Here is a 24,311-nt window from a genome sequence, read left to right as displayed (position 1 = left end):
GCCCGAGTCCATGCCCCCGGTACAACTCGGCCCGTTGGCTCAACTCCCGTTCGCCACCGCCTGCTTCGGCTCTCTCGCCGATCGTCGTTCGTAGCGGATCGGCCACAGGGCGACGAGGACGAGCAGCCAGACCACGGCCACGGTGCGAAGGTGCGCGCCGAACAGCGCCAGCAGCAGGGGCAGTACGCAGCAGGGGAGGGCCACACACAGCAGCCACCGCCGTTCCCGGCCGGCCCGGCCCAGCCAGGCGAGCCCGCTGAGCAGGAAGTATCCGGCCAGCGCCGAGCAGAGCAGCCACCGGGTGGCGTCCGGCAGCGTCTCCAGGTGCTCGGCCGCCGCTCCCAGCCCGGCGGCCAGCGCGGCGAGGCAGCCGGACACGAAGCAGTGCAGGGGCAGCGCCGCACGGGCCGGCAGCACGCCTGCCGCGAGGTGCGGCACGCCCGCGTAGCCGTGCCGGAAGGACAGCGCCCACAGGGTGACCAGCAGGAAGAACGCCGCGACGGCGAGCATGTACAGCTGGGTGTCCCACTTCTCCTGGGACGTGGCTCCGACCACCTGGGCGACGCCCTCCCCGAGCACGATGATGACGAAGAGGCCGAGGCGTTCGCTCAGGTGCTCCGTCTGCGACCGCGCGAGCGACGGGCCCGGTGCGGAGTCGCGGCGCGCGGGTCGCTCGCCACGGCGTTCCCGTGCCTCCTGGTGCTCGATGATGTCGCGTGCGGAGACCGCGAACGTGACGTAGAGATCGAGGGCGATACCGAGCGCCCAGAGCCAGTAGCGCAACGGGTCGTGCGCCCAGAGGGACACGGTCCACGGGATCACGCCGAGCGACATCTGCGCGGCCGGCCAGTCGACGAGGATCTGCCGGCGGTTCTGCCAGGCGCGGTTCGCCAGACCCCGGATCACCACGTAGGCGAGAGCGAACACCCGCGCGTGCTGGTCGTCCCCCTCGTGGACCCCCGACACCGCCGCCGCCATCACGGCCATGCCGAACATCGCGGCCAGCACCGTACGGACGTGGGTGCTCTCGTAGGCCACGTTCGCGTAGAGGGTGAAGCAGATCCAGGCCGTCCAGAAGGCCAGGAACAGCAGCGCGTACAGACCCAGGTCGGACAGGTCCGGGACACCGTGCAGCAGGTGCGCGATCTGTGCGACGCCCGCCACGGCGACCAGGTCGAAGAAGAGTTCCAGCCAACTGGCGTGCCGGTCCTCGGTGCTGGCCTGCGCGGCCGGTGCGGTGGTGTCGTCGTCGCTCACCGCATCACTTTGCCCGATCACCGGACCGGTCGTCGACGCAGCCCGGCAGGACCCGGCGCCGCCCGGTCGGCCAAACCGGTCAGGGCAGAGCTTCTCGTTCCGTGGCGGGGACGGTGACCTGTCCGGCATTCACTCGTTTGACGCAACGACAGCACGCCATTTCCCGACAGGAAAGCGTCCCGTTCCATGCATCTTCACCCGATCCGGTCCGATGCCGGGGGTGCCAGGTCCCGGGTTCGGCAGACCGAATCCGTCCTCGTCGAGCAGTACGGCGACCTGGTCCGCCTGGCGCACCTCGTCCTCCCCGCCTCGCTGGGCAGGCACCAGCGGGTCCTCGTGGCACACTCCCTGGTCCAGCGCGCGCTGCGCCGGGCACGCACGGCACGCACCGCACCCGCCGTCCCCGCCCCGCGCGGGGAGTCGCGCGGCGCGGACACCGTCGAGCGCCGTCTCCTGGTGGCGGTGCTGCGCGCCGCGCTGACCTACGGCAGACGGCCGCGGATGTGGCCGGAGGGATGGGTCCACCCCGGCGCCCTGCGCCCTCGGCTGCCGCTGGTCTGGGGACTGCGGTTGTTCCCGCGTTCGGGCGGGGTCGACGAACTCGCCCTGGCGCAACGGCTGTCCGCGGCCCCCGCCGCGGCCCGCGCCGCGTTCCTGCTGCGTACCGTCCACGGTCTTCCCGACGACACCGTCCGAGCCCTGCTGGTGGCGGCGGACGCGCCGGACGTGTCCGCCGCCCTGCGCACCGCGGGCGTCCTCGAGGAGGAGTCGCGCCGGTCGCCCGCCGCGCTGCTCGCGTCGGACGAGTTCGACGCCTGCGCCCTCCAGGCAGGCCCCACCGACCTGCTGCGCCGCACCAGGCGGGCCCGCCTGGTCCTGGGAGCGGCGGCGCTCGGCCTGGTCACGGTGGTGACCCTGGCCGTGGCCGATGACGGCACCACACACCGGGCCGCTCCCCAGGTGCCGACGGCCCGCAGCATCCCGAGCACGGCCGACCTGGTGCGCACGGCTGCCGGGACGTGGGACAACACCTCACGCGTCGACTTCACCGCCTGGCCGGCCCGCGGCTCCCGCGCCCACGACCAGAGCCTCCTCGACCGCGCCCTGTCCGCGTGGACACACCCGAGGTCCCGCATCGGCCTCGCCCCCGCCACGACCGCGACCCCACCGTCCACCGCGCCACAACTCCTCTACGCCGGAGACGTCGGCGGCCGTGCGGTGGTACTCCTCTACGACGGACAGCGCCTCGCCCGCTACAGCGAGAGCCGTTCCGGGGCGGGGGACGCGGAGCTGAGCGTCGCCCGTGCCGACGACGCCGACGTCACCACGGCGGCGGCCGTCACCCTCACGCCCGCCGGCGGCACCGCCCGCTACCTGCTGGCCCCCTGGGTCGCCGAGGCGCAGACCCGCGACCTGCTGCACCCCGATGTCCTCGCCCGCGCCCTGCACGTCTCGAAGGACGGCGTCACGGACCCGGTGCCGACCATGCCCGCGTCGGGCGGCTGCGACAGCCGGCCGGTCCTCCAACTGCGCTCCTCGCAACGCATCGCCGAGCACCACGCGTTCCTGCTCGCCCCCCTGGGCGACCTCTCGCCGGTCCACCTCACCTACACCCCGCTGCCCGGACACGGCACCCCGCCCGCCCGCGCGCCCCGCGAGGCCACCGGCCCTCAGGCACTGCTGGCCTGGGCCCACCAGGCCTGCACCCTGCCGTCCCTGCGCGACACCGGCGTACGCGCCGTCAACAACTGGGACTTCGCCGAGCAGGACCTGCCCGACGGAGGCGGCCACGCCGTGTGGACCTGCGCCCGCGCCGACACCTGGCGCGGCTCGGGCGACGTGACGGTGTCCTTCCGCACGAGCCGGTACGCGCCCGCCGAACCCGCCCGCACGGTCGCCCGGGCCCGCGCGACCGCCGCGTGCAGCCGGTTCGGGCAGCATGTCGTGGCCGCGAGCGGCTGGCGGTCCCCGGACGGCCACTGGTACGCGCTGGCCGCGGGCAGCCGGGCCGTCACCCGTCTCTCGGTCGGTGGGGACGTGAAGGCCACCGAGCAGGGCCGCACCCTCGCCGTCCCGGCCACCCGCAAACCGCGCGTCACCGTACGAGCCCACCTCTCCACCGGTGAGGACCTGGACGCCGTGGGCACTCCCGGAGCCTGATCCCGAGCGCGGGGCACCGGGCCGGTCGACCACCCGGTGGTCCGGCCGCGGAAGGTGGCCCTACCGGCTCGCGGTCCTCGGCGGAGCGACCGAACCACGGGGCTTGGCTTCCGGGGCCAGCACCTTGCGCCGGCTGAGTCTGTCCTCGTCGATCGCCTTGACCGTGCGCTTGACCACCAGGTCCACCAGGAGGTCCGCCGGCCACCGGTAGCTGGACAGCGGTGGCGTGAGCAGCCGCGACAGCGGGTGGTCGTCGAAACCCATGACCGAGACGTCGTCGGGGACTTCGAGGCCGAGTTCGCGGGCTCCGGCGTAGACGCCGTAGGCCATCGAGTCGGCCAGGCACAGGAAGGCGGTCGGCGGGTTCGCCGAACTCAGGACGGCTCGCGCCACCGCGGTGGCGCCGTCCAGGTCGTGCGGGGAGGGGTGGAGCGTGACGTCCAGCCCGAGCCGCTGCGCGACCTGATGGGCGATCGCCTCGGCGGGACGGTCGGGCGTGGTGGGCCGGCTCGGCGTCATGACGGCGATCCTGCGGTGGCCGCAGTCGACGAGTCGCCGGAGGGCGTCGGTGACCCCGGCCTCGTTGTCGAAGACGACCTCCGCGGCGGTGGCCGCTCCGGGCAACCCGTCGCCGATGGACGTCAGTACCGTTCGCCGGGCGACCTCTTTCCAGTGCGCGGCGGCAGGGTCGACCGGCAGCACGATCAGCGCGTCCACCCGCTGGTCGGCCAGTTGGGAGGCGAGGGTCGCCTCCAGCTCGGGGTCGTTGGACGCGTCGACGATCAGGGCGTGCCGGCCGACTCCGAGCAACCTGCGGCCGAGCGCGGCGGCGATGTCCTGCTGCCACACGTCGGCGAGGGACCCGCACAGCACGCCGACGTATCCCGTGCGGCCGGAGGCGAGGGCGCGGGCGATCGGATCGGCCTGGTATCCGAGCCGGTCGGCCACTTCTCGGACACGCCGCTGGGTCTCGGGCGGCACCTGGAGTCCGCGGAGCGCGTACGACACCGCGGCGGCGGAGAGCCCGGTCTCCTCCGCGATGTCGCGCAGGGTGATCCGCCGCGGCTGTTTTGGCACCTCGTCAGTGTAACGACCGGATGAACCGGGGAGCCGCTCCTGTCGCCCGGGGCGGTGGGAGGCCTCCGGGCGAGCATTGACATCGGCTCAGCTTAAGCGCTTCACTGTATCGCATCACTGAACCGCTTAAGTGAGGAGATGGCGGTGCGAACACGGTGCGACCGACCTTCACCGACCCCGGTGCCCGGACGCTCTCGCCGGGCGGTCGAGAGTCCGCCCGGACTCGCCGCCGCGACACCGGGATCCCGCACCTGGACGGTCAACCGCCCGTCCGGGTAAGGCCGGAGCACCACGAGCAGCCGTGACTGCCCCGCCCGGACCCCGCCCCGCCGACACGGCCGCCGCGCGCGGGACGCGGTCGCTCGCCCGCGCGCATCGACGCCTCGGCGACGGGCTGCGACGGCCGTGCCCCGTCCGGCCGCCCACGACCTCGGCGCGGCGGCCACACGCGACGAAGACGTCAGCAATTCCTGCACCCGCACGAAGGAGTACGACCGTGACCGCACCGCTTCCGTCCCACGACCTCGACACCGCCGCCGCCCGCGATGCCGTGCCGTGGCGTCACGTCCGCGCGGCCGTCACCCTCGACACCCTCCCGGGCCGCGACCTCGACAAGCGCGAACTGCTGGAGCTGGCCTCGTCGATAGCCGCCGACCCCGACATCTGGAGCGAGCACGTCGCCTACGACGACGACAACCGGCACTACGTCTCGCTGTACCGGGACGCCCACGTCGACGTCTGGGTGCTGTGCTGGACGCCCCGGAACGACACCGGCTGGCACGATCACGACGTCTCGTCCGGCGCCGTGGCGGTGGCCGAGGGAGCACTCGTCGAACACAACCTGGCCGTCGGCGTGCCGAGCCTGGCCACCGAGGTCCCGGCCGGCCAGGTCTTCTGCTTCGGCCCGGACCACATCCACCGCCTCACCGGACGCGACGCGGGCAGCGTGTCGATCCACGCCTACTCGCCGCCGCTGTGGCGGATGGGGCAGTACACGGTCTCGCGCACCGGCATCCTTCGGCGCACCTCGGTCTCCTACGCCGACGAACTGCGGCCCCTGGACGACATGGTCTGACGCGCCGGGCCGTCAGTCCGTGTACACCTCGGCCCGGTCCACGCTCACGAACGAGGCCGTCGACTGGGCGTTGTGCTCACCGGTCACCCGGATCCGCAGGGTGTGCCGGCCGGCGGCGAGCCGCGGACTGACGTACTGGACGGTCTCGCCCGTGCGGATCGCCCCGTAGAAGTCGACCCGGGTCTCCGCCCCGCCGTCGACGCTGAGGGCGGCGATGCCGTTGCCGGTGTCGCGTACCGACAGCAGGGCGATGCGGGTACCGGTGAAGGTGAGGGTCGCCGTGTTGCCGGCCTGGTCGCTCCAGTGGTCGTCGCCCCAGAAACACTGTGTGCCGCACCCCGTGCCGGAGTTCCAGGTCCCGGTGTAGGCGAGGGTGCCGTCTCCGCTGGAGCGGCTGTCGTCGTTGATCCAGTGGTTGCCCGAACCGGGGTCTCCGGAGGGCAGGTTCTGGGTGGCGCCCATGGCGAGCGGGCTGCCCAGGTTCGGGCTGCCGTCGGCGTTCCAGCCGATCTTCTGGGCGCGGCTGGTGCGGTCGGTGTAGGTGTACTGGGACGTCGACTTCGCGTGGTAGACCATCCAGTCCTCGGTACCGTCCGGGGACTTGAAGAAGGCGTGGTGGCCGGGACCGTAGACCCCGACCGAGTCGTTGCGCGAGAACACCGCGCCGCCGCGCTGCTGCCAGTTGGACGCCACCAGCGGGTCGGCGCCGTCGGCGAGGGACATCATCCACAGCTGGTAGTCGGGCTTCCCGGTGTCGCAGGTCGAATAGGTCATCCAGGTACGGCCGTTGCGGTTCAGGAACTCCGGTCCTTCGCGCACCTCCGCGCAGCCTCCGGCGCCGTCGATCGCGACCGCGTCGCCGGAGACGGTGTACGGGTTCGACAGGGGCGCGATGTTCAGGCCGTTGTGCTGGTAGGCGTTGATGCCGCTGTAGGCCAGGTACAGGCGGCCGTTGTGGGTGAAGACGCTGGGGTCGATCGCGAAGTCGCTCGTGTGGTTGGGCGGGATCAGCGCCGACTTGAAGTGGTAGGGGCCGGTGGGCGAGTCGGCGTCGGACTCCAGGACGTAGACGCGGTGGTGGTCGTCGACGCCGTCGTCCGCCGTGTAGTAGAGGTACCAGCGGTCGCCGAAGCGGTAGAACTCCGATGCCCAGATGTTCTTGTTCCGCGAGGAGTCGGTGTCGGTCCAGACGGTGACCGGGTCCGACTCCAGAAGGGTGGCCAGGGACGCCGAGCGCCACATGCGGATGCTGCCGCCCTGGGTCGTCGTCATGTAGTACGAGCCGTTCCAGTACGTCAGATACGGGTCGGGCCCGGTGTTGAGCGGATTGCGGAACGTCTTGGAGGTGACGGCCGCGGCCTGGGGCGCCGCGGTCGACGTCGGGGTGGAGACGAGCGAGAACACCACGGCCAGCAGCAGGGCGACCAGCGCCGCCGTGCGTGCCGTGCGGGGGGACGAACTCATGTGCGGCTCCAATGGATCGTGGTGGTGAGTGGGGTGGTCGCGCCTTTCAGGAAGGGGGCCGGCTCACTGGCCGCCGAGGCCCGTCGTGGCGACGGACTTGACGATGTGCCGCTGGAAGAACAGGAAGACGACCACCAGCGGCAGGGCGGCCAGCACGGCCGAGGCCATCGACTGCGCGTACTGGACGCCGTAGGCGTCCTTCACCGACGTGATGCCGACGGGCAGGGTCATCAGGTCGGGGTCCGAGGTGGAGACGAAGGGCCACAGGAAGTTGTTCCAGGCGCCGATGAACACGAAGATCGCCACCGCCGACAGCATCGGACGGGACAGCGGCAGCAGCACGGACCAGAAGATCCGGAAGTGTCCCGCGCCGTCTATGCGGGCCGCCTCCTCCAACTCCTTGGGCAGGGAGTCGAAGTGCTTCTTCAGGATGAACACCATCACCGGCGCCACCGTCTGCGGCAGGATCACCGCCGCGTAGGTGTCGAGCAGGTTCAGGCTCAGCATCTGCTGGAACCACGGCACGATCAGCATCTGCGGCGGCACCAGGACGGCCGCCACCGTGACCGTGAACAGCCATCTGCGGCCCGCGAAACGGGTTCTGGAGAAGGCGTAGCCGGCCATCGCGGACACCGCCACCGTGATCACCGTGACGACGGCCGCGACCAGGAAGCTGTTGAACATCCACAGCGGCAGCTCCCCGCGGTCCCACACACTGCGGAACCCGGCCAGCGTGAACCCGTGCTTCGGCCACAGCCAGTGCACCGGATCGCTCGCGTCCTGCTCCGACTTGAACGCCGTCAGCAGCCCCCAGGCCATCGGCAGCAGCCACAGCAGCGCGAGGACGGTCAGCACCGCGAACGTGAGCACCCGCGCGGTACGGCTCTCGCCCAGGGAGAGATGGGTGCGGCGGGCCTCGGCGCGGTAGCGGCGGGCCGCCACCTCCCGGATGACCGGAGAGCGGGGCGCCGACTTCGGCCGGGGCAGGGGCAGTTCGGTGGTGGAGGTCATGTCACTTCTCCCGGCGACGGAGGGCGGCGTACTGCGCCGCGGAGGCGAGGATGACGAGGGCGAAGAACACGTAGCTGATCGCCGAGGCGTAACCGAGCCGGTAACCGGTGAAGCCGACGTCGTACATGTACTCGATGACCGGGCGCGTGGAGTTGTCCGGACCGCCCTTGGTCAGCAGGTAGATCTGGTCGAAGACCTTCAGCGAGGCCAGGATCTGGAGCACGGTGACCACCACGGTGATCCGGCTCAGCTGCGGCAGCGTGATGGAGAACAGCCGCCGCCAGGCGCCCGCGCCGTCGATCGCCGCCGCCTCGTACAGATGGTCCGGCACCGACTGGAGGGCCGCCAGGTACAGCAGGAAGTTGAAGCCGACCGTCCACCACAGGGTGGTCAGCACGATCGCCCACATCGCGACCGACGAGTCGCTCAGCCAGGCCACCGAGTCGAGGCCCACGGCGTTCAGTACCTGGTTGAACAGGCCGAGATCGCCCTGGAAGAGCCACACCCACAGCAGGCTCACCACACCGACGGGCAGCAGGTACGGGGCGAAGAACGCCAGCCGCCACACCCACTGGCCGGGCAGTCCGGTGTGGACCAGCAGCGCCATGCCGAGAGCCACCACGACCAACGGGACGGTCGACAGGACGGTGAACCACACGGTGTGGCCGAGCGCCCGCCACATCTCGGCGTCCCGCAGGGCCTCCGAGAAGTTGTCCAGGCCGACGAAGCCCGGCGTGTGGGCCGACAGCGAGGTGTCGGTGAGGCTCATCCACAGTCCCTGGACCAGCGGCCAGACCATGAAGAGGGCGAACAGGACGAGGAAGGGCAGGGCGAACAGCAGGCCGGGGGAGAGGATCCGGCGCGCGGTGAGCGTCCCGGTCCGGGACGGGGGGAGGGGAGAGGACATCGTTGTGCCTCCTGCGCGGATGGTTCGCGGCCGGATCAGGCCGGGCTGGGCTTGGAGAGGAAGGTGTTGAGGCGCCGGGTCATCGCGCGGGCCGCGCGGTCCGGGCTGGTGTCGCCGAGCAGGGCCTGCTGGAGGACCTGGCACATGGCGTTCTGGAAGTCGGAGCCCGCCCCGGCGAACCACACCGACGGGTCGAGCACGACATGGCCGGCGGCCTGGGCGTAGTGCGCCTGCGGCTGGAGCGCCGCGTAGGCGGCGGTCCGGGTCACCGGCTGGAACGCCGGGATGTGGCCCGCGGTGGCCCAGATCTGGCCGGCCTTCAGCAGCGCGGCCACCGCGCGGTGGGTGCGCCTGCGGTGCTCCTCGTCCGGGTGGTCCCGGTGGGGGAGGACGAAGGAGTGCGAGTCGGCGTAGACGGCGGGGGTGTCGAACACCGTCGGGAAGGGGGCGGCGCCGACGTTCTTGTCGCCCGCGCGGAAGGTGCCCAGTTCCCATTCGCCGGAGAGGATCATCGCCGTCTGGTTGTTGACGAAGGAGGCGATGGCGGACGCGTAGTCGAGGCTCTTCGGGTTCACCTTGCCGTCGACCACCTTGGCCATGAAGGCGATCACCTCGGCCATCCGGTCCTCGTCCACCTCGGCCGGTCCGCCCGCGGGCAGCTCGAACCGGCCGCCGGTCTGCCGGTACAGGCCGTAGAACAGCCGCCAGCACTGGGCGGTGTCGGTGACGTAGCCGAACGCGATGCCCTGCTTGCCGGAGGCCTTGGCCAGTTCCCTCCCCGCGGCGAGGAAGCCGTCAGGGGAGGAGAACGCGTCCGCGTCCAGCGTGCCGTCGGCGGTCAGCAGGCCCGCCTTCCGTGCCGGTTCCTGGTGGTAGAAGACGATGAAGGGGTGGGTGTCCAGCGGGACGGCGTAGGTACGGCCGTCGAGCTGGGTGCGTGACCACACCGCGTCCGCGAAGTCGTCCGGGGCGATGCCGTACTCGGCCAGGACGTCCAGGTCCCACGGGTCCAGCAGCCCGGTGGGCGCGTACCCGGCGAGACGGGACAGGTGCGAGACGGCCACGTCGGGCCCGCGCCCGCCGGCGGAGGCCATGGCGAGCTTCGTGTAGTACGGGGTGCCCCACTCCAGGACGGTGCGCTCGATGTGCGTGCCCGGCATGTTGGGCCGGGCCTTGGCCACCATCTCGTTGAGGAGACCGCCGTCGGCTCCGCTGAACAGGTCCCAGAGACGGACCGTCGACCCGTCGTCGGCCGCGAGAGCCGATCCGCAGCCGCTGAGCGCCCCGGCGCCGAGGGCCGCGGCGCCGGCGGCGAGTGCCGTCGTCAGGACACGGCGTCTGGTCGGTCCGTGGCGGGGGACCTGGGCGGGTGTGCCGGTCATGTGCTTCCTTCCCGGTGGGCGGCGACGCGTCGGACATCTCGGTCCGTGCGGCCACGCCGCCCACCATGCGTTCTTACATCGATGTAAATCTTGTGCGGAGTGCGGTGTGTCCGCTCACGTGGAGCGGGACACCGGCTCCTACGGCGTGTCCTCGTACGCCGCCGGGCGCAGCTGGGCGGCGCGCAGCTGCGCGGTGTCGGCCTTCTCGGAACGGTCGAAGCGGTAGACGCCGTTGCGTTCCTGGAAGACGTCGGTGAGCTGCGTGTAGCAGTAGCCGAACATCCCCGGATCGCCGAGCAGCACGCCGGTCAGACCGCGGAACCGCTCCACGAACTCGTCCTCGGTGCGCGGCCGTTCGCCGTACCCCCAGGAGGTGCCGGTGTCGTCGCCGGCCGCGGCGGCGGTCTCCGGGTCCCACCAGATGCCGCCGAACTCGCTGCAGAAATAGGGCTGTCCGCGGTACGGCACCGACCACGCGCGGCCCTCGGGGCCGGTGTTGACGTACGGCCGGTCCTCGGCGAGCCCGGCCATGATCTTGGCGAACGCCACCGGGTCCTGCTCGTAGCAGTGCGAGTCGTAGACGTCGGTCTCCGGCACCCGGTGGGCGTAGCCGGAGGCGTCGACGACCGGCCGCGTCGGGTCCGCCTGCTTGGTGGCGAGGAACATGCCCCGCGTGACGTCGTCCAGCACGGTGATGCGGTCGTGCAGGTTCTGGTACGTCTCGTTCAGCGGGCACCAGCCCACGATCGACGGATGCGAGTGGTCCCGCTCCAGCGCCTCCAGCCACTGCGTGAGGTACGAGGCGTCGGGCCGCTGGTTGTCGTCGCGGACGCCGGTCTCGCAGCCCCAGTCGCCGAACTCGCCCCACACCAGGTAGCCGAGCCGGTCGGCGTGGTAGAGGTAGCGCTCCTCGAAGACCTTCTGGTGCAGCCGGGCGCCGTTGAACCCGGCCTCGATCCCCAGCTCGATGTCCCGCAGCAGCGCGGCGTCGCTGGGCGCGGTCATCAGCCCGTCCGGGTAGTAGCCCTGGTCCAGCACCAGCCGCTGGAAGACGCGTTCGCCGTTGAGCAGCAGTTCCTTGCCGCGTACGGAGACCGAGCGCAGACCGGCGTAGGACCGGGCGCTGTCGACCGCCTCGCCGTCCGGGCCGAGGAGTTCCAGGGTGAGGTCGTACAGGTGCGGGTCGGCCGGTGACCAGGTCCGCTGCCGGTCCGTGGGGACGGTCAGCACCAGGCGCGGGCACAGGTCCAGATCCGCCCGGCCCTCGGCGGTGACGACCGTGCCGCCGGCGTCGGCGAGCGTGGCGCGCACCCGGTGCCCGGCGATGTTCGCCGACAGCGGCAGCTCCACCAGGAAGGACCCGGTGGCCAGGTCGGGGGTGATGCGGGGGCGGCGCAGGGCTACGGCGCGGGGGACCGGCTCCAGCCACACGGTCTGCCAGATGCCGGTGGTCCGGGTGTAGTGGCAGTGCGAGTTGGCGTACCAGGTGGCCTGCTTGCCGCGGGCCTGCACGGTGTGCCGGCTGTCCCGGGCGCGCACCACGACGGTCAGTTCCTCGCCCGCCGCGGCCACCGCGCCGAGGTCGGCGGTGAACGGGGTGAACCCGCCGCGGTGGCGGGCGACCTCCTGGCCGTTCGCCCACACCGTGGTGTCGTGGTCCACCGCCCCGAAGTGCAGGAGGACCCGGGCGTCGGCCCACTCGGCGGGCACGGTCACCGTGCGCCGGTACCAGACGGCTTCCAGGAAGTCCGTCTCCGCGATGCCGGACAGCTCGGACTCGGGGCAGAACGGGACGAGGATGCGGCTGCTCAGTTCGCGGTCGGTCAGTCCGCGTTCCAGGCCGGTGTCGGACCGGTCGGTCTCGAACTGCCACTCGCCGTTGAGATTCAGCCAGGCGTCCCGCGTGAACTGCGGCCTGGGGTACTCGGGGCGGGGTGGCGCGTCCGGGAGGTACGGGTCGGGCATGGTGCTCCTCGTGACGAGAGTGCAGGTCGGTGCGTGGTGGAGGTTGTGCGGGGTCATGGCACCATGGCGATTACATCGATGTAAATAGTTCGGACGCAGTTTGTGTGCGAGCGACTGGCCGGAAAGCGATACTCGACGGTCGGTACGATCAGCCAAGTTCGGAAGGAAGGGCAGCGTGGCGGCCAGACCGAGGATCAAGGACGTGGCGGAGTACGCCGGCGTCTCGCCCAAGACCGTCTCCAACGTGATCAACGACTTCGAGCACGTCTCGGAGCAGACGCGCACGGTCGTTCGCGAGGCGATCGACGCCCTCGGCTACCGCGTCAACATGGCCGGCCGCCAGCTGCGCCAGGGCCGAACGGGCATGATCACCCTCGCGGTGCCCGAGCTCGACGTCGCCTACTTCTCCGAGCTGGCCCGGCACGTCATGGAGGCGGCCGGGAGCAACGGCCGCACCGTGCTGATCCACCAGACCGGAGCGGAACGCGACCGCGAACTGGCCGCGCTGCACGGCTTCGACACCCAGTTCTGCGACGGCGTCATCCTCAGCCCGCTCTCCCTGCTGCCCCGCGACCTCGCCACCCGGGACCGCCGGATGCCCGTGGTGCTGCTCGGCGAACGCTCCGCCGAAGGACACACCGACCACGTCGGCATCGACAACGTGCGCGCCGCCCGGGAGGCCACCGAGCATCTGCTCGCCCGAGGACGCCGTCGTATCGCGGTGATCGGCGGCGCGGTGCGCGGTCAGCAGGGCACCGACCGGCTGCGCACCGACGGCTACCGCCAGGCCCTGGCGGCGGCGGGCGTGGCCTTCGACGCCGGTCTGGTGATGCCGGTGGAGGCCTACCACTGGCGGGACGGCGCCGAGGCGGCGGCGCGGCTGATGCGGGACGGATCACCGCCCGACGCGCTGTTGTGCCTGAACGACAACATGGCGCTCGGGGCCCTGCGCACCCTGTACGAGAGCGGGGTGCGGGTGCCCGACGAGATGGACGTCGTCGGTTTCGACGGCATCGAGGCGACCGGCTTCAGCGTGCCCAGCCTCACCACCGTCTCGCCCGACAAGCGGGAGATCGCCCGCGCGGCGGTGTCCCTCCTGCTGAACCGCATCGACACCCCGGACTCGGGCCTCCCGTACCGGGACGAGGTGATCGGGCACCGGATCGTGGTCCGGGAGAGCAGCGGAGGCTGACACCGGCGGAGGGACCCGCAGTCCGTGGCGGTGACGGTCCCGGGTCCCGCCTACGGCTCCGTGCCGGCCGCCGACGCGTCGACACGGGATTCCACCGCGTGCGGTAGCGCACGCCGACGCACCGTCAAGTTCTCGACGCGGTACGACAGTTCGGTGGTCCCGGGGGCGGGGCCCGGGTGGTAGCGGCCGGCGCACACGGACAGGTTGACGATGAGGTAGGCGTACCAGCCGGAACCGACGCCCCGGCCGTCGGCGAAGACCCGGGCGCCGTTCAGGGTCCAGACGACGCTGCGTCGGCCGAAGGTGACCCCGAGGTCGACGACCGCCCCCGGACGGACCGCCGGGTGACGCAGATAGCTGTGTCCTTCGCGGACGTGGTTGCTGAGTTCGAGCAGGTCGGGGTTGTCGGGGTGGTACTCGAAGACGTCGACCTCGTTGCCTCCGTCGCGCCAGGTCCAGACGGCCGGCCAGGCACCCAGTCCCGTGGGCAGGCACACACGGACCTGGAGCCGGTCCCCGGTACGGACCGTGAAGGCCTCGTCGCTTCCCTCGGTGGTCAGCAGCCCAGTGTCCCACGAGCCGTCGGTCCTGGGGGTGGCGCGGAAGGTGCCGGTGCGGGAGTAGGCCGGGTCGGGGGTGAGGTGGTCCAGCTTGTTGTCGCCGGGGTTGGTGGGGCCGCCGTCGGGATAGGCCCAGGAACGGCCTGCCACCCATTGGCTGGCGGAGGTGAAATCGGCCGTGAAGACGACATCGCTCACATACGGCTCCCTCGGTGGCGGAGACGGCGTCGGGTGCCGCAGTGCTGCCCGGCCCGGCGGCCGGCCATGCGGTGGCCGCCCGAGCCGCGGGAATCCTCGCACCTGCGGGTGACGGGCCCGCGGCCCCGGCCCGAACGCCCGGGTGGGAAACGAACCTGTGCTCCCGCACCGACCGGGTACCACCTCGGCCGGAGCGCGGGCTCAGGCGGGCAGCAGCTCCTCGATGAGGTCGGCGGCGCGTGCGGTGCCGCCCTCGGTCCGGGCCTCGGCCCGCAACCGGCGCGAGCGGTCGACGCGCCGGGGATCCGCGACAAGCCCGGTCAGCGCCGTGCGAAGGGTCTCGGCCGTGGCGTCGGCGGTGTCCACGCGGCGGCCGACGCCCAGTTCCACGAGCCGGTCGGCGTTCATGAACTGCTCGGCGCCCTGCGGTACGGCGATCATCGGCACCCCGGCGAGCAGCCCTTCGCCGCATCCGCCCATGCCGGCGTGGGTGACGAAGGCGTCGGCCTGTTCGAGGATCGCCCGCTGCGGCACCCAGGAGTGCACTTCGACGTTGGGCGGAACCGTGCCGAGTTCCTCGGGGTCGGTGTGCCTGCCGATCTGGAGGACTACGTGCCAGCCGGGCAGGTCGCCGAAGGCCGCGAGGCACTGGCGGTAGAACGCGGGCCGGTGGGTGTACGCCGAGCCGAGCGAGATCAGCAGGACGTTGTCCGCGGACGCTGGGCGGGTCCAACTGCCCAAGTCCGCCGGGGTGTCGAAGCACGGGCCGACGAAGGTCACCGTGTCGGTGTCGACCCGGTCGGCGTGGGGCTGCATCGCTCGCGGGATCAGGGCGAGGGACCTGGCGGGCGGCCCGGCGAACGCGTCCACGTCCTTCGTGGTCGCCCCGCAGCCGGCGAGCCACCGCGCGAACCTGTCCCGGTACGCGTCGGCGCCCGGCAGCTTCCGCAGGTGCACCGCGACGTCCTCCTCGTAGCCGTCCCAGCCGACGAAGGTCGGGGACAGCTGCACCAGGGGGCGGCCCTGGGCTTCGGCGAGGGCGCGGGCGGCGTAGGCGCCGATGTCGTAGAGATACAGGTCGGCCGGATCGTCGTCGTAGGCGGAGCGCAGTTGCGGGAGCGCCTGGACGGCGTCGTCGAGGAAGAGGCCCGCCGCCGCGATGGGATCGTCGGGCCAGTTGTCGTCCGCGAAGGGCAGCGTGGAGGTGCAGCGCACCGGTTCCGCGCCGGTGGCCTCGATGCGCTCGGCCATGAACGGGTCGTTGGCGTAGGTGACGCGGTGTCCGCGGGACACCAGTTCGCGGATGACCGCGAGGCTGGGCAGGACATGGCTGACGATGGGGACGCCGACCATGGCGACATGGGCACGGCGACGGGGCATGGGCGATCACTCGTCTCTCGCGCGGAGGCGCGGGTGGGGTGAGGGCGTGCGGTCAGGGCCGGTCGAGCCGTGCGGCGGCCTCCTCCAGGTCCGCGACGGAGCCCGACATGATCGTCCGTACGTGCTCGGTGATGTGCCGCACCGGCCAGTCCCACCACGCCACGGCCAGCAGGCGGGCGGTGTCGGCGGCGTCGTAGCGGGTGCGGATGAGCCGGGCGGGGTTGCCGCCGACGATGCCGTAGTCGGGGACGTCGCCGGTGACCACGGCGCCGGCGGCGATGATCGCGCCGTGCCCGATGCGGACCCCCGGCATGATCGTGGTGCCGTGGCCGAACCACACGTCGTGGCCGACGACCGTGTCGCCCCGGCCGGGCAGACCGGTGATCAGGTCGAAGTGCTCCGCCCAGGAGCCGCCCATGGTCGGGAACGGGAAGGTGGAAGGGCCGTCCATGCGGTGGTTGGCGCCGTTCATGATGAACCGGGTGCCCGTCCCCAGTGCGCAGTACCTGCCGATGACGAGGCGCTCGGGACCGTAGTGGTAGAGCACGTTGCGCGTCTCGAACGCGGTCGGGTCGTCGGGATCGTCGTAGTAGGAGAAGTCGCCGACCTCGATCAGCGGGGACTTCACCAGGGGCTTGAGCAGCACCACGCGCGGGTGCTCGGGCATCGGGTGGAGCACGGTGGGGTCGGCGGGGACGGGCGGCATCGCGGGTGCGGTTCCTCTCCGGACGCTATGGCGACAGTTGTCGCGTTAGGATGCTTGCACAGCCCTGCCGCCGTGCTCAACCGGATACCGGGTGCCGATGACAGACCCACTGGACACGACGTCGGACCGCCGCCCGGGCGGCCGTAGCGCCCGGGTGCGCGCCCAGGTTCTCGACGCGGTGCGCGCCGAACTCGCCGAAGGCGGTCACGAAGGGCTCACCATGGAGGCCGTCGCGTCCCGGGCCGGAGTGCACCGCGCCACCGTCTACCGGCGCTGGCGCGATGTCGGCGGGCTGCTCGTCGACGTCATCGAGGCCGCAGGCGAGATGGACTGGCGACCGCCGGACACCGGCTCGCTGCGCGGCGACCTGACGGCCCTCAACCAGGAGATCCAGGAGTCCCTGGTCGTGCTGCCGTCGTTCGCCGTCGCGCTGATGGCCGCCTCGTTCCACTCCGAGCGGGCCGCGCGGGCCCAGACGCGGCTGTGGGCCGACCGGTACGCCCAGTGCGAGATCCTCGTCGAGCGGGCCGTCGAGCGCGGTGAACTCCCCGCGCGGCGCCAGGACGCCCGGAGTCTGCTGATCGCCGCCACGGCGCCGCTCTACCACCAACTGGTGCTCATGCGCGCCGATCCGGACCCCCGGCTCCCGGAACGGGCCGCGGAGACGGCGGTCCTGGCCGCCGCGGCGGGCGCCTTCTCCCGGTGAACGGACGCCCGCCCGGCTCTCGATGAGCCGGGCGGGAATTCTCCGCTGGATCAGGCGGTGACGAGGGTCAGGCCGTAGGTGCTGAGGATCTCGTTGACCGGCTGGAACCAGGTCTGGCCGCCGTTGGTGCAGTCGCCCCAGCCGCCGGAGGTCACGCCCTGGGCCTGGTCGCCGGTGATGAACGAGCCGCCGGAGTCGCCCGGTTCGGCGCAGACGTTGGTGCCGGTCAGCTGGTAGACCGATCCCTGGCTGTAGTTGACGGTCTCGTTCTGGGTGAGCACGGTGCCGCAGTGCCAGTGCGTCGTCGAGCCGGAGCGGCAGATCGACGAGCCGACCGGCGCCACCGCTGAGCCGCGCACCAGGACATCGCTGACGGTGCCCCAGCCCAGCACGACCGGGACGGTCCACCACCCGTTGCCGATCCGGATGTACGAGTAGTCGTTGCCCGGGAAGGAGGAGCCGGCGAAGGTGCCCATCGCCGAACCGTCCCAGCCGACCACCGAGCTGCCGGGCGTGCCGCAGTGTCCGGCGCTGACGAAGCCGCCGACGACGGAGAAGCCTATGGAGCAGCGGGTGTTGCCGTTGATGTAGTACGGGTCGCCGCCGACGGTGCCCGCGGCGAAGGTCTGCGGCCTCCGCTCCGTGGCGACGCCGGTGAGGGTGAGCAGTCCGGCCGCGCGCGCCGGGGCGAGGAACTTCGTCACGGCCGCGCTGTGTTCGGCCCCCTTGCGCACCTCCGCCACGACCTTGCTGGTGCGGGGGTCGACATGCCAGCTCTGGACGGCCGTGGGGGCGCCGTCCGCCTTGGCGACGGCGTCGAGTGCCGACTTGGTGGCGTCCAGGGTGTGTGCGCTGTGCGCGACCCGCACCACGGTGGCGCCGGTGGACCGTACGGAGTCGGCCGCGGCGCCACCGGTGTCGGTGAGCCCGACGACGAGGGTGCCGTGCGCCGCGTCGTACCAGGAACCGCCGAAGGTCCGTCCCGCGGCCCGTTCGGCCTGAGGAGCGAGCTGGGTGGCGGCGGCCTCGTGTGCCAGCCGTGTCCGGGCCTGCGTCGCGGTGAGTCCGAGGTCCCGTTGGAGGGCGGTGGTCAGCCCGGGGGACAGGGTGGTGACCGACGGTGTCGACTGCGACGGCGAGGCGGCGGCGGGTGACAGGCCCAGGGCTCCGGTGCCCAGGGCCAGCAGGACGGACAGGCCCAGGCAGAGTTTCGTGGGGGTTCTCATGGAGCGCTCCTTCATTTCCGTGTGGGGCGGGAAGAGGGGTGGAGCTGTGCGGCGCCGGTCTCCGGTGTGGTGTGCCCATGTCAGTCGTGGGGGTGGGTCGGTCGAGCTGCCAGAGGTGGTCGGAGGTGCCGTTGTCGTTCCGCTGCGTCGACGAGCGTTCGACATCGTTGTCAGCGTTCTGTGCTGACGAGGTGTCACGACTGAACGTTTGTCATGTCGACAGTGCTGAGGGCGGACGGACCGGTGTGGGGCGGGCCGTCGCATGCGGGTGCTGCGCCAACTCGCCGTCTGTGGACGGCGAGTGCGGTACTCAGGGATGACAGCAGTCCTCGGGACCGCTGTCCAGCCCTCGCGCAACACCCGCCCCTTGCCGGGGAGTTCAGGACCGGCACCGGAGTCCCGGTCGATCGGCCGATGGGCATGGTTCCCGGGCAGTTTCTCCCGCGCTGAGTTTCCCTTGTCGGACGACCGGTCGCCGACCGCATCCGACGGTGTCTCCGGCCCGGAAGGGAGGGCGGAGTGCGCGCTCGCGGCCCACCGCACCGGGACCCAGGGGCAGCGCTTCCCCGGGGCCCTCCTGAGTCGGGTACGGAGGGTTCCGGCAGAATGGAAGACAGGTCGGCGGAAGGCAGTGACCCATGAAACCCACCTGCGCCGGGCGGCTCGGCCCGCGTGAACGACTGGGCGCCGCCCTGTTCGCGCGTGTCGCCGGACCGGACGGCCCCCGCAACCGCGCCGAGATCCACGAGACCCCCGGCCCGCGCTGGTTCGGCCCGGAGCAGCCCGTCCGCCGGGTGCACGGTGACGCCTCGATGTTCATCGGCGGGCTGTCCGCCCTGCTCCTCCAGTCGCTGCATCCCCTGGCCATGGCGGCCGTGGCCGCCCACTCCGGCTTCCGCGGCGACCCCTGGGGCCGACTGCAGCGGACCAGCACCTTCCTGGCCACGACGACCTACGGCACCGCCGACCAGGCACAGCGGGCCTGCGACCAGGTCCGGGCCGTTCACGAGCGCGTCCGCGGCGAGACCGACCGGGGCGAGGCATACCACGCCGCCGATCCGCACCTGCTGTGCTGGGTGCACATCGCCGAGGTGGACAGCTTCCTGCGCGCCCACCAGTGCTACGGGGCGCGTCCCCTGACGGACGCGGAGTGCGACGGGTACGTGGCGGACACCGCCAGGGTCGCCGTGGCGCTCGGTGTGCCCGACCCGCCACGGAACCGCGCCGAGTTGGCCGAGCGCCTGCTCGCCTACCGGCCGGAACTGGAAGCGACCCCGCAGGCACGCGACACCGCACGCTTCCTCCTCCTGAACCCGCCCATCCCGCTGGCGGCCCGCCTCCCCTACGGCGCGCTCGCCGCCAACGCGGTCTCGCTCCTGCCGCGTTGGGCGGCGGCGGAGCTGCGGCTGCCCCGGCTCGCGGCGGTGGACACGCTGTGCGTACGCCCGCTCGGCTCCGCCCTGACCTCGATGATCCGCTGGGCGATGGCCCCCGCGCCCCGTCCGGCCGGAGCGTGACCCGGAGGCCGACGTCGTGACCCGTCGGGCGGCTGTCCGCACCCGGCGGCCGGATGTCCGGCCGCCGGGCCGCCCATGGCCCTTCGGGCCCGCGGGTCCGGCACCGGGCCGTCAGGAGTTCTTCAGGTAGGACGCCAGCTTGCCGATGAGCCGGGCGGCCTCGTCCAGACCGCGGGCGGTCTCGCCCAGGTCGCCGGCGAGCAGCTGCTGAAGGGCTTCCCCCGCTTCCTGGCCCGCCTGCTGACCGGGAGCGTCGGACCAGGGGCCGGGGACGGTCGTACCCCGGTAGCCGACGGGGTCGCCCCCGAGGACCGTGCGGTAGCCGGTGAAGTCGGCGGCGCCGTGCGTCGGACCGGAGGCCGGGGCGTCGGCGGTGAGGAACTGGGTCCGGGAGAGCTGGGTCATGTCGGAGCCGTTGTTGCCGTCGATGCTGAGGCGGTAGCGGGCGAAGGACATGGGGGAGGCGACGGGGTACTCCTTCGTCTCGTGCCTGCTCCTGAAGGACTCACCGGTGCGGGTGTCCAGGGTCGTCCAGTGACTGCCGTCGTGCGATCCCTGCAGTTCCCAGTCCCGCGGGTCCCGGTCCGGGCAGTCGTTCGCGGACGTCAGCCGGTAGACGGCCACGGCGGCGGGCCGTGCGAAGGTGAAGGTCAGCTCGGCTGTGTCCTCGTGCGCAAGCCACTTGTTGTGGGACTTGCCGAGCAGGTTCTCGGCCACCTCGCCCCACTCGGCGAACTCGTCGCTCGCCTCGACGTCCTCGACCGTGCGCGTGATGTCCCGCAGTTCGCCGCCGGGTTGCGGCGCGGCCGGTGTGCCGGTGGAGCTCGCGCCGCTCAGGGCGATCGACACGGTGGTGCCGCGCCGGTCCGTCCAGGACACGCGTTCCAGGGGTGCCCCGCCGTCGTCGAGCAGCAGTCGCAGCTCGCCCGCGGGGGACCAGGTGCTGTCCTGTCCCGACTCCGTGGAGAAGCGGTGCAGCCGGGCCCCGGCCGTGCCCTCCGGGTAGGCCCAGCGGTCGGTGAGTGAGCCGCGGTACTCGGTGACCGTGCCGTCGGCGGCCCTGCGGTGCCCGAGGAAGCCCGTCATGTCGGCGCGCAGCCCGATGGCCGCCTCCGCTCCGTCCGCCGTGCGCCAGGAGAGGTGCGAGGGCAGGGCGGACTCGCCGAGGTCGACGTGCAGGAGGAGCCGGGGCGCGGGCTGCCAGACGGTGGTGCCGGGAGCGCGGACCTCGGCGCCGAAGGCGACGACGGACCGGTGGGCCGCCCGGGCCGCCACGGCGTGCCGCGCCTCCTCCTGCCCGTGGGCCGGGGCGACGGTGACGGCACGCAGCAGCAGGAGGGTGTCCGAACCCTCCGGGCTGCGGATTTCGAGGAGGTTGGTGCCGGCGACCAGGAGGTCGCCCAGCGCGCTGAGAACGATGTCCCGCGGGTCGCCGTGGCCCTCGTCCGCCGGTATCGCGAGCCGCTCCGCGAGAGCCTTGCCGTTGAGCAGGACGTCCATCGGGGCGCTCGGACCGAGCACGGTCACCGTGACGACGGCCTCCTCGTCCTCCTTCCGTCCCTCGGCCGTGAAGTCCACCTTGATGTGACCGCCGGCGCCCAGAGCGAGGTGCGAGGGCGCGATGCCGCAGCGGTGGTGGGTGACCACGGCGTTCGAGAGCTGGGCCGGAGTGGTGGAGAAGTCGGCGAATACGGGTTGCATGCGTGTCCCTACGTCGTGCTGTCCGGGCGTACCGGGGCTGCCGGTCGTGATGTGAGTGGCGCGGCCTCGCGGTCCGCGGCACGTGCAGAACGTATCGGCTGCCACTGACAACGCGCCTCATCCGCATGTGAGTTGACCGTGTATGGACACCAACAGCCGATCTGGCCGCCGTACTTGACGAGCCGTCACAGCGTTCGTCCGCGCCGGGCGGGTCGGCGGACGGGGCCGGCGCAGGTCGGCGGGACCGTCGGCGGTCCGGGTCGCCGACCTGCGGCCTGTGTCCTGTCGGGTGGAGGGCCTCACATGTGTGGCGGCGGAGTGGTGATCAGGAGGTGCAGGAGAACGGTCCAGAGGCCGGCCGCGGTCGCCATCACGCGGAGTCTGCGGCGGCGGGCGGGTGTGACGGGATCAGGTCCCGCTCCCACCGGAAGGGCGACCGCGACCTGTGCGTGCCGGACGACGCCCCTTGGTGCCGCGGATGCCGTCGGAGGGGACGGCTGGAGTGCCGGACGCGGCTGCGGCCGGCTGCTCCGGTGCCGTGGGCGAGGCTTCGCGGCCCGCCGGGGCGGGTGCACCACGGGCGGTGCGGTCCCGGCCCCGGCCTCGGCGGCCGATGGGGCCAGCCCTTGGGCGAGGCCGCTCAGGAACGCGGCGTAGGCGGCCCGGCGCATACCCGTCGGGGTGGTGCGGCCGGTTTCCCAGGACCGCACCGTCGCCGCGGTCACGCCGAAGGCCGCGGCGACCTGCTCGTCGGTGAGCTGCCATGCCCGGCGCAGCCGGGCACGGACCTCGGGGGCGGGCAGGGGTGCTCTTCCGTCCCTGCGGCGCGGGTGGGACGGCATGGGGTGCTGGGTCGGAATCTCGATCGTCATGACCGTATGACAACCCGTCAGATGGTGATGTGACTCCGCGTCAGGAAATGCACCCGTTCGCCGTAACCCGTCCTGCCGGGGTTCAGCCCGCGTAGGCCGCGAACAGTTCGGAGAACTGGTACGGGGTCTGTGGGATGTTCGTGCACTCGCTCAGGCCGCCGGTGCAGGCGTTGCCGTCGCGGGTGACGTCCCAGAAGCCCAGCTCGCCCAGGTGGTTCTGGCGGGCGAAGGCGAGCACCTGCTGTGCGTCGGCGACGGTGAACACCTCGCTGGCGGTGTCGTTCTGGCCGAGCATCGGGGTGAGGCCGACCATGGCCCAGGTCTGGGCGGTGGTGAGGTTCGGCCAGACCGAGGCTATCTGGGCGCGGGTCGAGGTCGCGGCCTGGATGGCGTACGTACCCATTTTCCCGGACGGGCTGGGAGCGGCGCTGTCGCCGTAGTCCATGGCCATCAGGTTGACGGTGTCGACGTTCAGGTTGTGCGACTTGGCGGAGTTGAGGATGTAGAGGCCGTCCGCGGTCAGGCCGCTGGGCAGGACCGGGAGGGTGAGCGTGACCTTGAGGTCGCGGCCCTTGGCGCGCTGCGCGGCCTGGACGGCGGCGACGGCCGTCGAGCGCCGGTCGATCGAGGCGTGGTCGACCGTCGCGGCGCCTTCGATGTCGAAGTCCACGCGGTCGAGCGCGTAGGCGTCCACGACCTTCTGGTACTGCGCCTGGAGCGCGGTGGTGCTGGTGCAGGCGAGGGCGAGTTCGGTGCCCGCCTCGCCGCCGAAGGACGGCCGCACGTCGCCGCCCATCGCGCGCAGCGCGTCGAAGTCCGCCCGGTCCCAGGCCGTGCCCGGGTCGAAGGAGTTGAACCAGCTGGCGTTGCAGCCGGTCGACCCGGCCGTGATGAAGCCGAGCGAGAACTGCCGCAGCCCGGTGTCGGTGGCGATCTGTGTGAGGTTCGGCGTCGGGTAGGCGCCGAGGTCGACGAAGGGGGCCGCGACGCCGGGAGTCGCACCGCTGCCCGCGGTCCCGGTGAGCGTCGCGGAGTGCGCGGACTCGTTGGCGGAGTCGTCCAGCGCGGTCACCGTGAAGCTGTGGCTGCTGCCGGGGAGCAGGCCGGTCACCTTGAACGTGGTGCCGGTGCCGGAGGTGGTGGCGAGGACGTTGCTGCCCTCGTAGACCCGGTAGCCGACCACGCCGACGTTGTCGGTCGAGGCGTTCCAGCCCAGCGTGACACTGCCGGGGCCGGTGTCACGGACGGCGAGCCCCGAGGGGGTCGAGGGTGCGACGGTGTCGGCGGGGACTCCGGCGCACGGGCCGTTGTTGATCAGGCAGGCGCTCGGCTGGACGACCGAGCCGCTGTAGCTGAAGTCCATGCCGACGACGGGTGCGGAGTCGCCGGGGGCGAGCGGTGCCTCCCAGGTGGGGGAGGTGATCGTGTACCGGGTCCCGCTGTGGGTGACCGTGCCGTTCCACGAGCTGGTGACGGCCTCGGTGGCGGGCAGGGTGAAGGTGATGGTCCATGAAGTGACCGTGTGGGTGGACCTGTTGGTGACCGTGTAGCCGCCCTCGAAGCCGGCACCCCAGGTGGAGGTGATGCCGAAGGACGCGATCAGGCCGGTGTTGTCGGCCGCGTGGGCGGCCGGGGCGGCGGTCGTGGCCGTGCCGCCGGCCAGCAGGGCGGCGGTCAGGGCGGCACGCAGCGACGCACGTCTCATGCGGATGCTCCTCCGTGGGGCGAGGCCGCGCACGGCGTCGCGCCGGTACGCGGATTGCGGTGCCCTGCACGCCCGTCGCACGGTGGGGAGGCGCGGGTGGGAGGTGCCGTGCGTGATCAGGGCGGGATGTGGCGGGGGGAAACCGTCGAACGGCGGGTCGAGAAGTTAATCGGAAACTTTCCTTACATCTGCCTGCGTAGCGAAGCGTGGCTGGCCGCGTCGCCCGGCGTCAAGGGATCTGGAGGAGATT

The 24,311-nt window shown here is 72.1% G+C and carries 19 protein-coding genes; 5 read left to right on the top strand and 14 right to left on the bottom strand.

The window, feature by feature from the left end; translation table 11 throughout:
- Positions 1–39 precede the first annotated feature (39 nt).
- Complete coding sequence (locus ACIPTO_RS17105) at positions 40–1,257, bottom strand: low temperature requirement protein A (protein ID WP_401192730.1); 1,218 nt, start codon at positions 1,255–1,257, stop codon at positions 40–42.
- A 186-nt stretch (positions 1,258–1,443) separates the two neighbouring features.
- Between ACIPTO_RS17105 and ACIPTO_RS17100 the strand changes: the two genes are divergently transcribed.
- Positions 1,444–3,417, top strand: a complete 1,974-nt coding sequence (locus ACIPTO_RS17100; protein ID WP_401192727.1) for a hypothetical protein — start codon at positions 1,444–1,446, stop codon at positions 3,415–3,417.
- A 60-nt stretch (positions 3,418–3,477) separates the two neighbouring features.
- Here ACIPTO_RS17100 and ACIPTO_RS17095 read toward each other — a convergent pair whose 3' ends face one another.
- Entirely contained in the window at positions 3,478–4,494 is a 1,017-nt protein-coding gene (locus ACIPTO_RS17095) for a LacI family DNA-binding transcriptional regulator (protein WP_401192725.1), read from the bottom strand.
- Positions 4,495–4,990: 496 nt separating this feature from the next.
- Here ACIPTO_RS17095 and ACIPTO_RS17090 point away from each other — a divergent pair, with 496 nt between their 5' ends.
- Positions 4,991–5,569: a cysteine dioxygenase gene (locus ACIPTO_RS17090; protein ID WP_401192723.1), complete on the top strand. Its 579-nt coding sequence runs from the start codon at positions 4,991–4,993 to the stop codon at positions 5,567–5,569.
- 12 nt (positions 5,570–5,581) lie between these two features.
- On the opposite strand, the gene ACIPTO_RS17085 is transcribed toward ACIPTO_RS17090, so the two are convergent.
- From ACIPTO_RS17085 to ACIPTO_RS17065, 5 genes are all read right to left on the bottom strand, one after another.
- Positions 5,582–7,033 (bottom strand): glycoside hydrolase family 43 protein, encoded by a 1,452-nt coding sequence (locus tag ACIPTO_RS17085; protein ID WP_401192720.1) that lies wholly within the window; start codon positions 7,031–7,033, stop codon positions 5,582–5,584.
- Positions 7,034–7,096: 63 nt separating this feature from the next.
- A complete protein-coding gene (locus tag ACIPTO_RS17080) occupies positions 7,097–8,044 on the bottom strand; it encodes a carbohydrate ABC transporter permease (protein ID WP_401192718.1) in 948 nt (315 codons plus the stop codon).
- Between the two features lies 1 nt (position 8,045).
- The gene (locus ACIPTO_RS17075) at positions 8,046–8,951 is read right to left on the bottom strand and encodes a carbohydrate ABC transporter permease (protein ID WP_401192715.1); all 906 of its coding nucleotides are present in this window, start codon (positions 8,949–8,951) and stop codon (positions 8,046–8,048) included.
- A 35-nt stretch (positions 8,952–8,986) separates the two neighbouring features.
- Positions 8,987–10,333, bottom strand: coding sequence for an extracellular solute-binding protein (locus tag ACIPTO_RS17070; RefSeq protein WP_401192713.1), 1,347 nt, complete (start codon positions 10,331–10,333; stop codon positions 8,987–8,989).
- A 138-nt stretch (positions 10,334–10,471) separates the two neighbouring features.
- Positions 10,472–12,298, bottom strand: coding sequence for a glycoside hydrolase family 2 protein (locus tag ACIPTO_RS17065; protein ID WP_401192711.1), 1,827 nt, complete (start codon positions 12,296–12,298; stop codon positions 10,472–10,474).
- A 175-nt stretch (positions 12,299–12,473) separates the two neighbouring features.
- Here ACIPTO_RS17065 and ACIPTO_RS17060 point away from each other — a divergent pair, with 175 nt between their 5' ends.
- Positions 12,474–13,490 (top strand): LacI family DNA-binding transcriptional regulator, encoded by a 1,017-nt coding sequence (locus ACIPTO_RS17060; protein WP_366317992.1) that lies wholly within the window; start codon positions 12,474–12,476, stop codon positions 13,488–13,490.
- 50 nt (positions 13,491–13,540) lie between these two features.
- Here the strand turns inward: ACIPTO_RS17060 and ACIPTO_RS17055 are convergent, their stop codons facing one another.
- From ACIPTO_RS17055 to ACIPTO_RS17045, 3 genes are all read right to left on the bottom strand, one after another.
- Entirely contained in the window at positions 13,541–14,248 is a 708-nt protein-coding gene (locus ACIPTO_RS17055; protein WP_401192708.1) for a beta-glucanase, read from the bottom strand.
- 201 nt (positions 14,249–14,449) lie between these two features.
- Complete coding sequence (locus ACIPTO_RS17050; protein ID WP_401192706.1) at positions 14,450–15,628, bottom strand: macrolide family glycosyltransferase; 1,179 nt, start codon at positions 15,626–15,628, stop codon at positions 14,450–14,452.
- A gap of 52 nt (positions 15,629–15,680) precedes the next feature.
- A complete protein-coding gene (locus tag ACIPTO_RS17045) occupies positions 15,681–16,334 on the bottom strand; it encodes a CatB-related O-acetyltransferase (protein WP_401192703.1) in 654 nt (217 codons plus the stop codon).
- A gap of 97 nt (positions 16,335–16,431) precedes the next feature.
- Here ACIPTO_RS17045 and ACIPTO_RS17040 point away from each other — a divergent pair, with 97 nt between their 5' ends.
- Complete coding sequence (locus ACIPTO_RS17040; protein WP_401192701.1) at positions 16,432–17,040, top strand: TetR/AcrR family transcriptional regulator; 609 nt, start codon at positions 16,432–16,434, stop codon at positions 17,038–17,040.
- Between the two features lie 50 nt (positions 17,041–17,090).
- Here ACIPTO_RS17040 and ACIPTO_RS17035 read toward each other — a convergent pair whose 3' ends face one another.
- The gene (locus ACIPTO_RS17035; protein WP_401192698.1) at positions 17,091–18,266 is read right to left on the bottom strand and encodes a S1 family peptidase; all 1,176 of its coding nucleotides are present in this window, start codon (positions 18,264–18,266) and stop codon (positions 17,091–17,093) included.
- 638 nt (positions 18,267–18,904) lie between these two features.
- Here ACIPTO_RS17035 and ACIPTO_RS17030 point away from each other — a divergent pair.
- Positions 18,905–19,783, top strand: coding sequence for an oxygenase MpaB family protein (locus tag ACIPTO_RS17030; protein ID WP_401192695.1), 879 nt, complete (start codon positions 18,905–18,907; stop codon positions 19,781–19,783).
- A gap of 111 nt (positions 19,784–19,894) precedes the next feature.
- Here ACIPTO_RS17030 and ACIPTO_RS17025 read toward each other — a convergent pair whose 3' ends face one another.
- The 3 genes from ACIPTO_RS17025 to ACIPTO_RS17015 form a co-directional block, all read right to left on the bottom strand.
- Positions 19,895–21,484, bottom strand: a complete 1,590-nt coding sequence (locus tag ACIPTO_RS17025; RefSeq protein ID WP_401192693.1) for an alpha-1,2-mannosidase — start codon at positions 21,482–21,484, stop codon at positions 19,895–19,897.
- Positions 21,485–21,783: 299 nt separating this feature from the next.
- Entirely contained in the window at positions 21,784–22,356 is a 573-nt protein-coding gene (locus ACIPTO_RS17020) for a hypothetical protein (protein WP_401192691.1), read from the bottom strand.
- Positions 22,357–22,438: 82 nt separating this feature from the next.
- The gene (locus ACIPTO_RS17015) at positions 22,439–24,061 is read right to left on the bottom strand and encodes a cellulose binding domain-containing protein (protein WP_401192688.1); all 1,623 of its coding nucleotides are present in this window, start codon (positions 24,059–24,061) and stop codon (positions 22,439–22,441) included.
- Between the last annotated feature and the right edge of the window lie 250 nt (positions 24,062–24,311).

Origin of the sequence: Streptomyces sp. NPDC090083 (assembly GCF_044747445.1) — a bacterium.
Taxonomy (GTDB): Bacteria; Actinomycetota; Actinomycetes; order Streptomycetales; family Streptomycetaceae; genus Streptomyces.
The sequence above is the reverse complement of the archived record's forward strand: the minus strand, read 5'-3'. Positions and strand labels throughout refer to the sequence as shown.

Excerpts from the sequence above, each read along its gene's own strand:
- ACIPTO_RS17100 (WP_401192727.1), top strand. The coding sequence starts at position 1,444 with ATGCATCTTCACCCGATCCGGTCCGATGCCGGGGGTGCCAGGTCCCGG.
- ACIPTO_RS17085 (WP_401192720.1), bottom strand. The coding sequence starts at position 7,033 with ATGAGTTCGTCCCCCCGCACGGCACGCACGGCGGCGCTGGTCGCCCTG.
- ACIPTO_RS17080 (WP_401192718.1), bottom strand. The coding sequence starts at position 8,044 with ATGACCTCCACCACCGAACTGCCCCTGCCCCGGCCGAAGTCGGCGCCC.
- ACIPTO_RS17075 (WP_401192715.1), bottom strand. The coding sequence starts at position 8,951 with ATGTCCTCTCCCCTCCCCCCGTCCCGGACCGGGACGCTCACCGCGCGC.
- ACIPTO_RS17070 (WP_401192713.1), bottom strand. The coding sequence starts at position 10,333 with ATGACCGGCACACCCGCCCAGGTCCCCCGCCACGGACCGACCAGACGC.
- ACIPTO_RS17065 (WP_401192711.1), bottom strand. The coding sequence starts at position 12,298 with ATGCCCGACCCGTACCTCCCGGACGCGCCACCCCGCCCCGAGTACCCC.
- ACIPTO_RS17050 (WP_401192706.1), bottom strand. The coding sequence starts at position 15,628 with ATGCCCCGTCGCCGTGCCCATGTCGCCATGGTCGGCGTCCCCATCGTC.
- ACIPTO_RS17045 (WP_401192703.1), bottom strand. The coding sequence starts at position 16,334 with ATGCCGCCCGTCCCCGCCGACCCCACCGTGCTCCACCCGATGCCCGAG.
- ACIPTO_RS17040 (WP_401192701.1), top strand. The coding sequence starts at position 16,432 with ATGACAGACCCACTGGACACGACGTCGGACCGCCGCCCGGGCGGCCGT.
- ACIPTO_RS17035 (WP_401192698.1), bottom strand. The coding sequence starts at position 18,266 with ATGAGAACCCCCACGAAACTCTGCCTGGGCCTGTCCGTCCTGCTGGCC.
- ACIPTO_RS17030 (WP_401192695.1), top strand. The coding sequence starts at position 18,905 with ATGAAACCCACCTGCGCCGGGCGGCTCGGCCCGCGTGAACGACTGGGC.
- ACIPTO_RS17025 (WP_401192693.1), bottom strand. The coding sequence starts at position 21,484 with ATGCAACCCGTATTCGCCGACTTCTCCACCACTCCGGCCCAGCTCTCG.
- ACIPTO_RS17020 (WP_401192691.1), bottom strand. The coding sequence starts at position 22,356 with ATGACGATCGAGATTCCGACCCAGCACCCCATGCCGTCCCACCCGCGC.
- ACIPTO_RS17015 (WP_401192688.1), bottom strand. The coding sequence starts at position 24,061 with ATGAGACGTGCGTCGCTGCGTGCCGCCCTGACCGCCGCCCTGCTGGCC.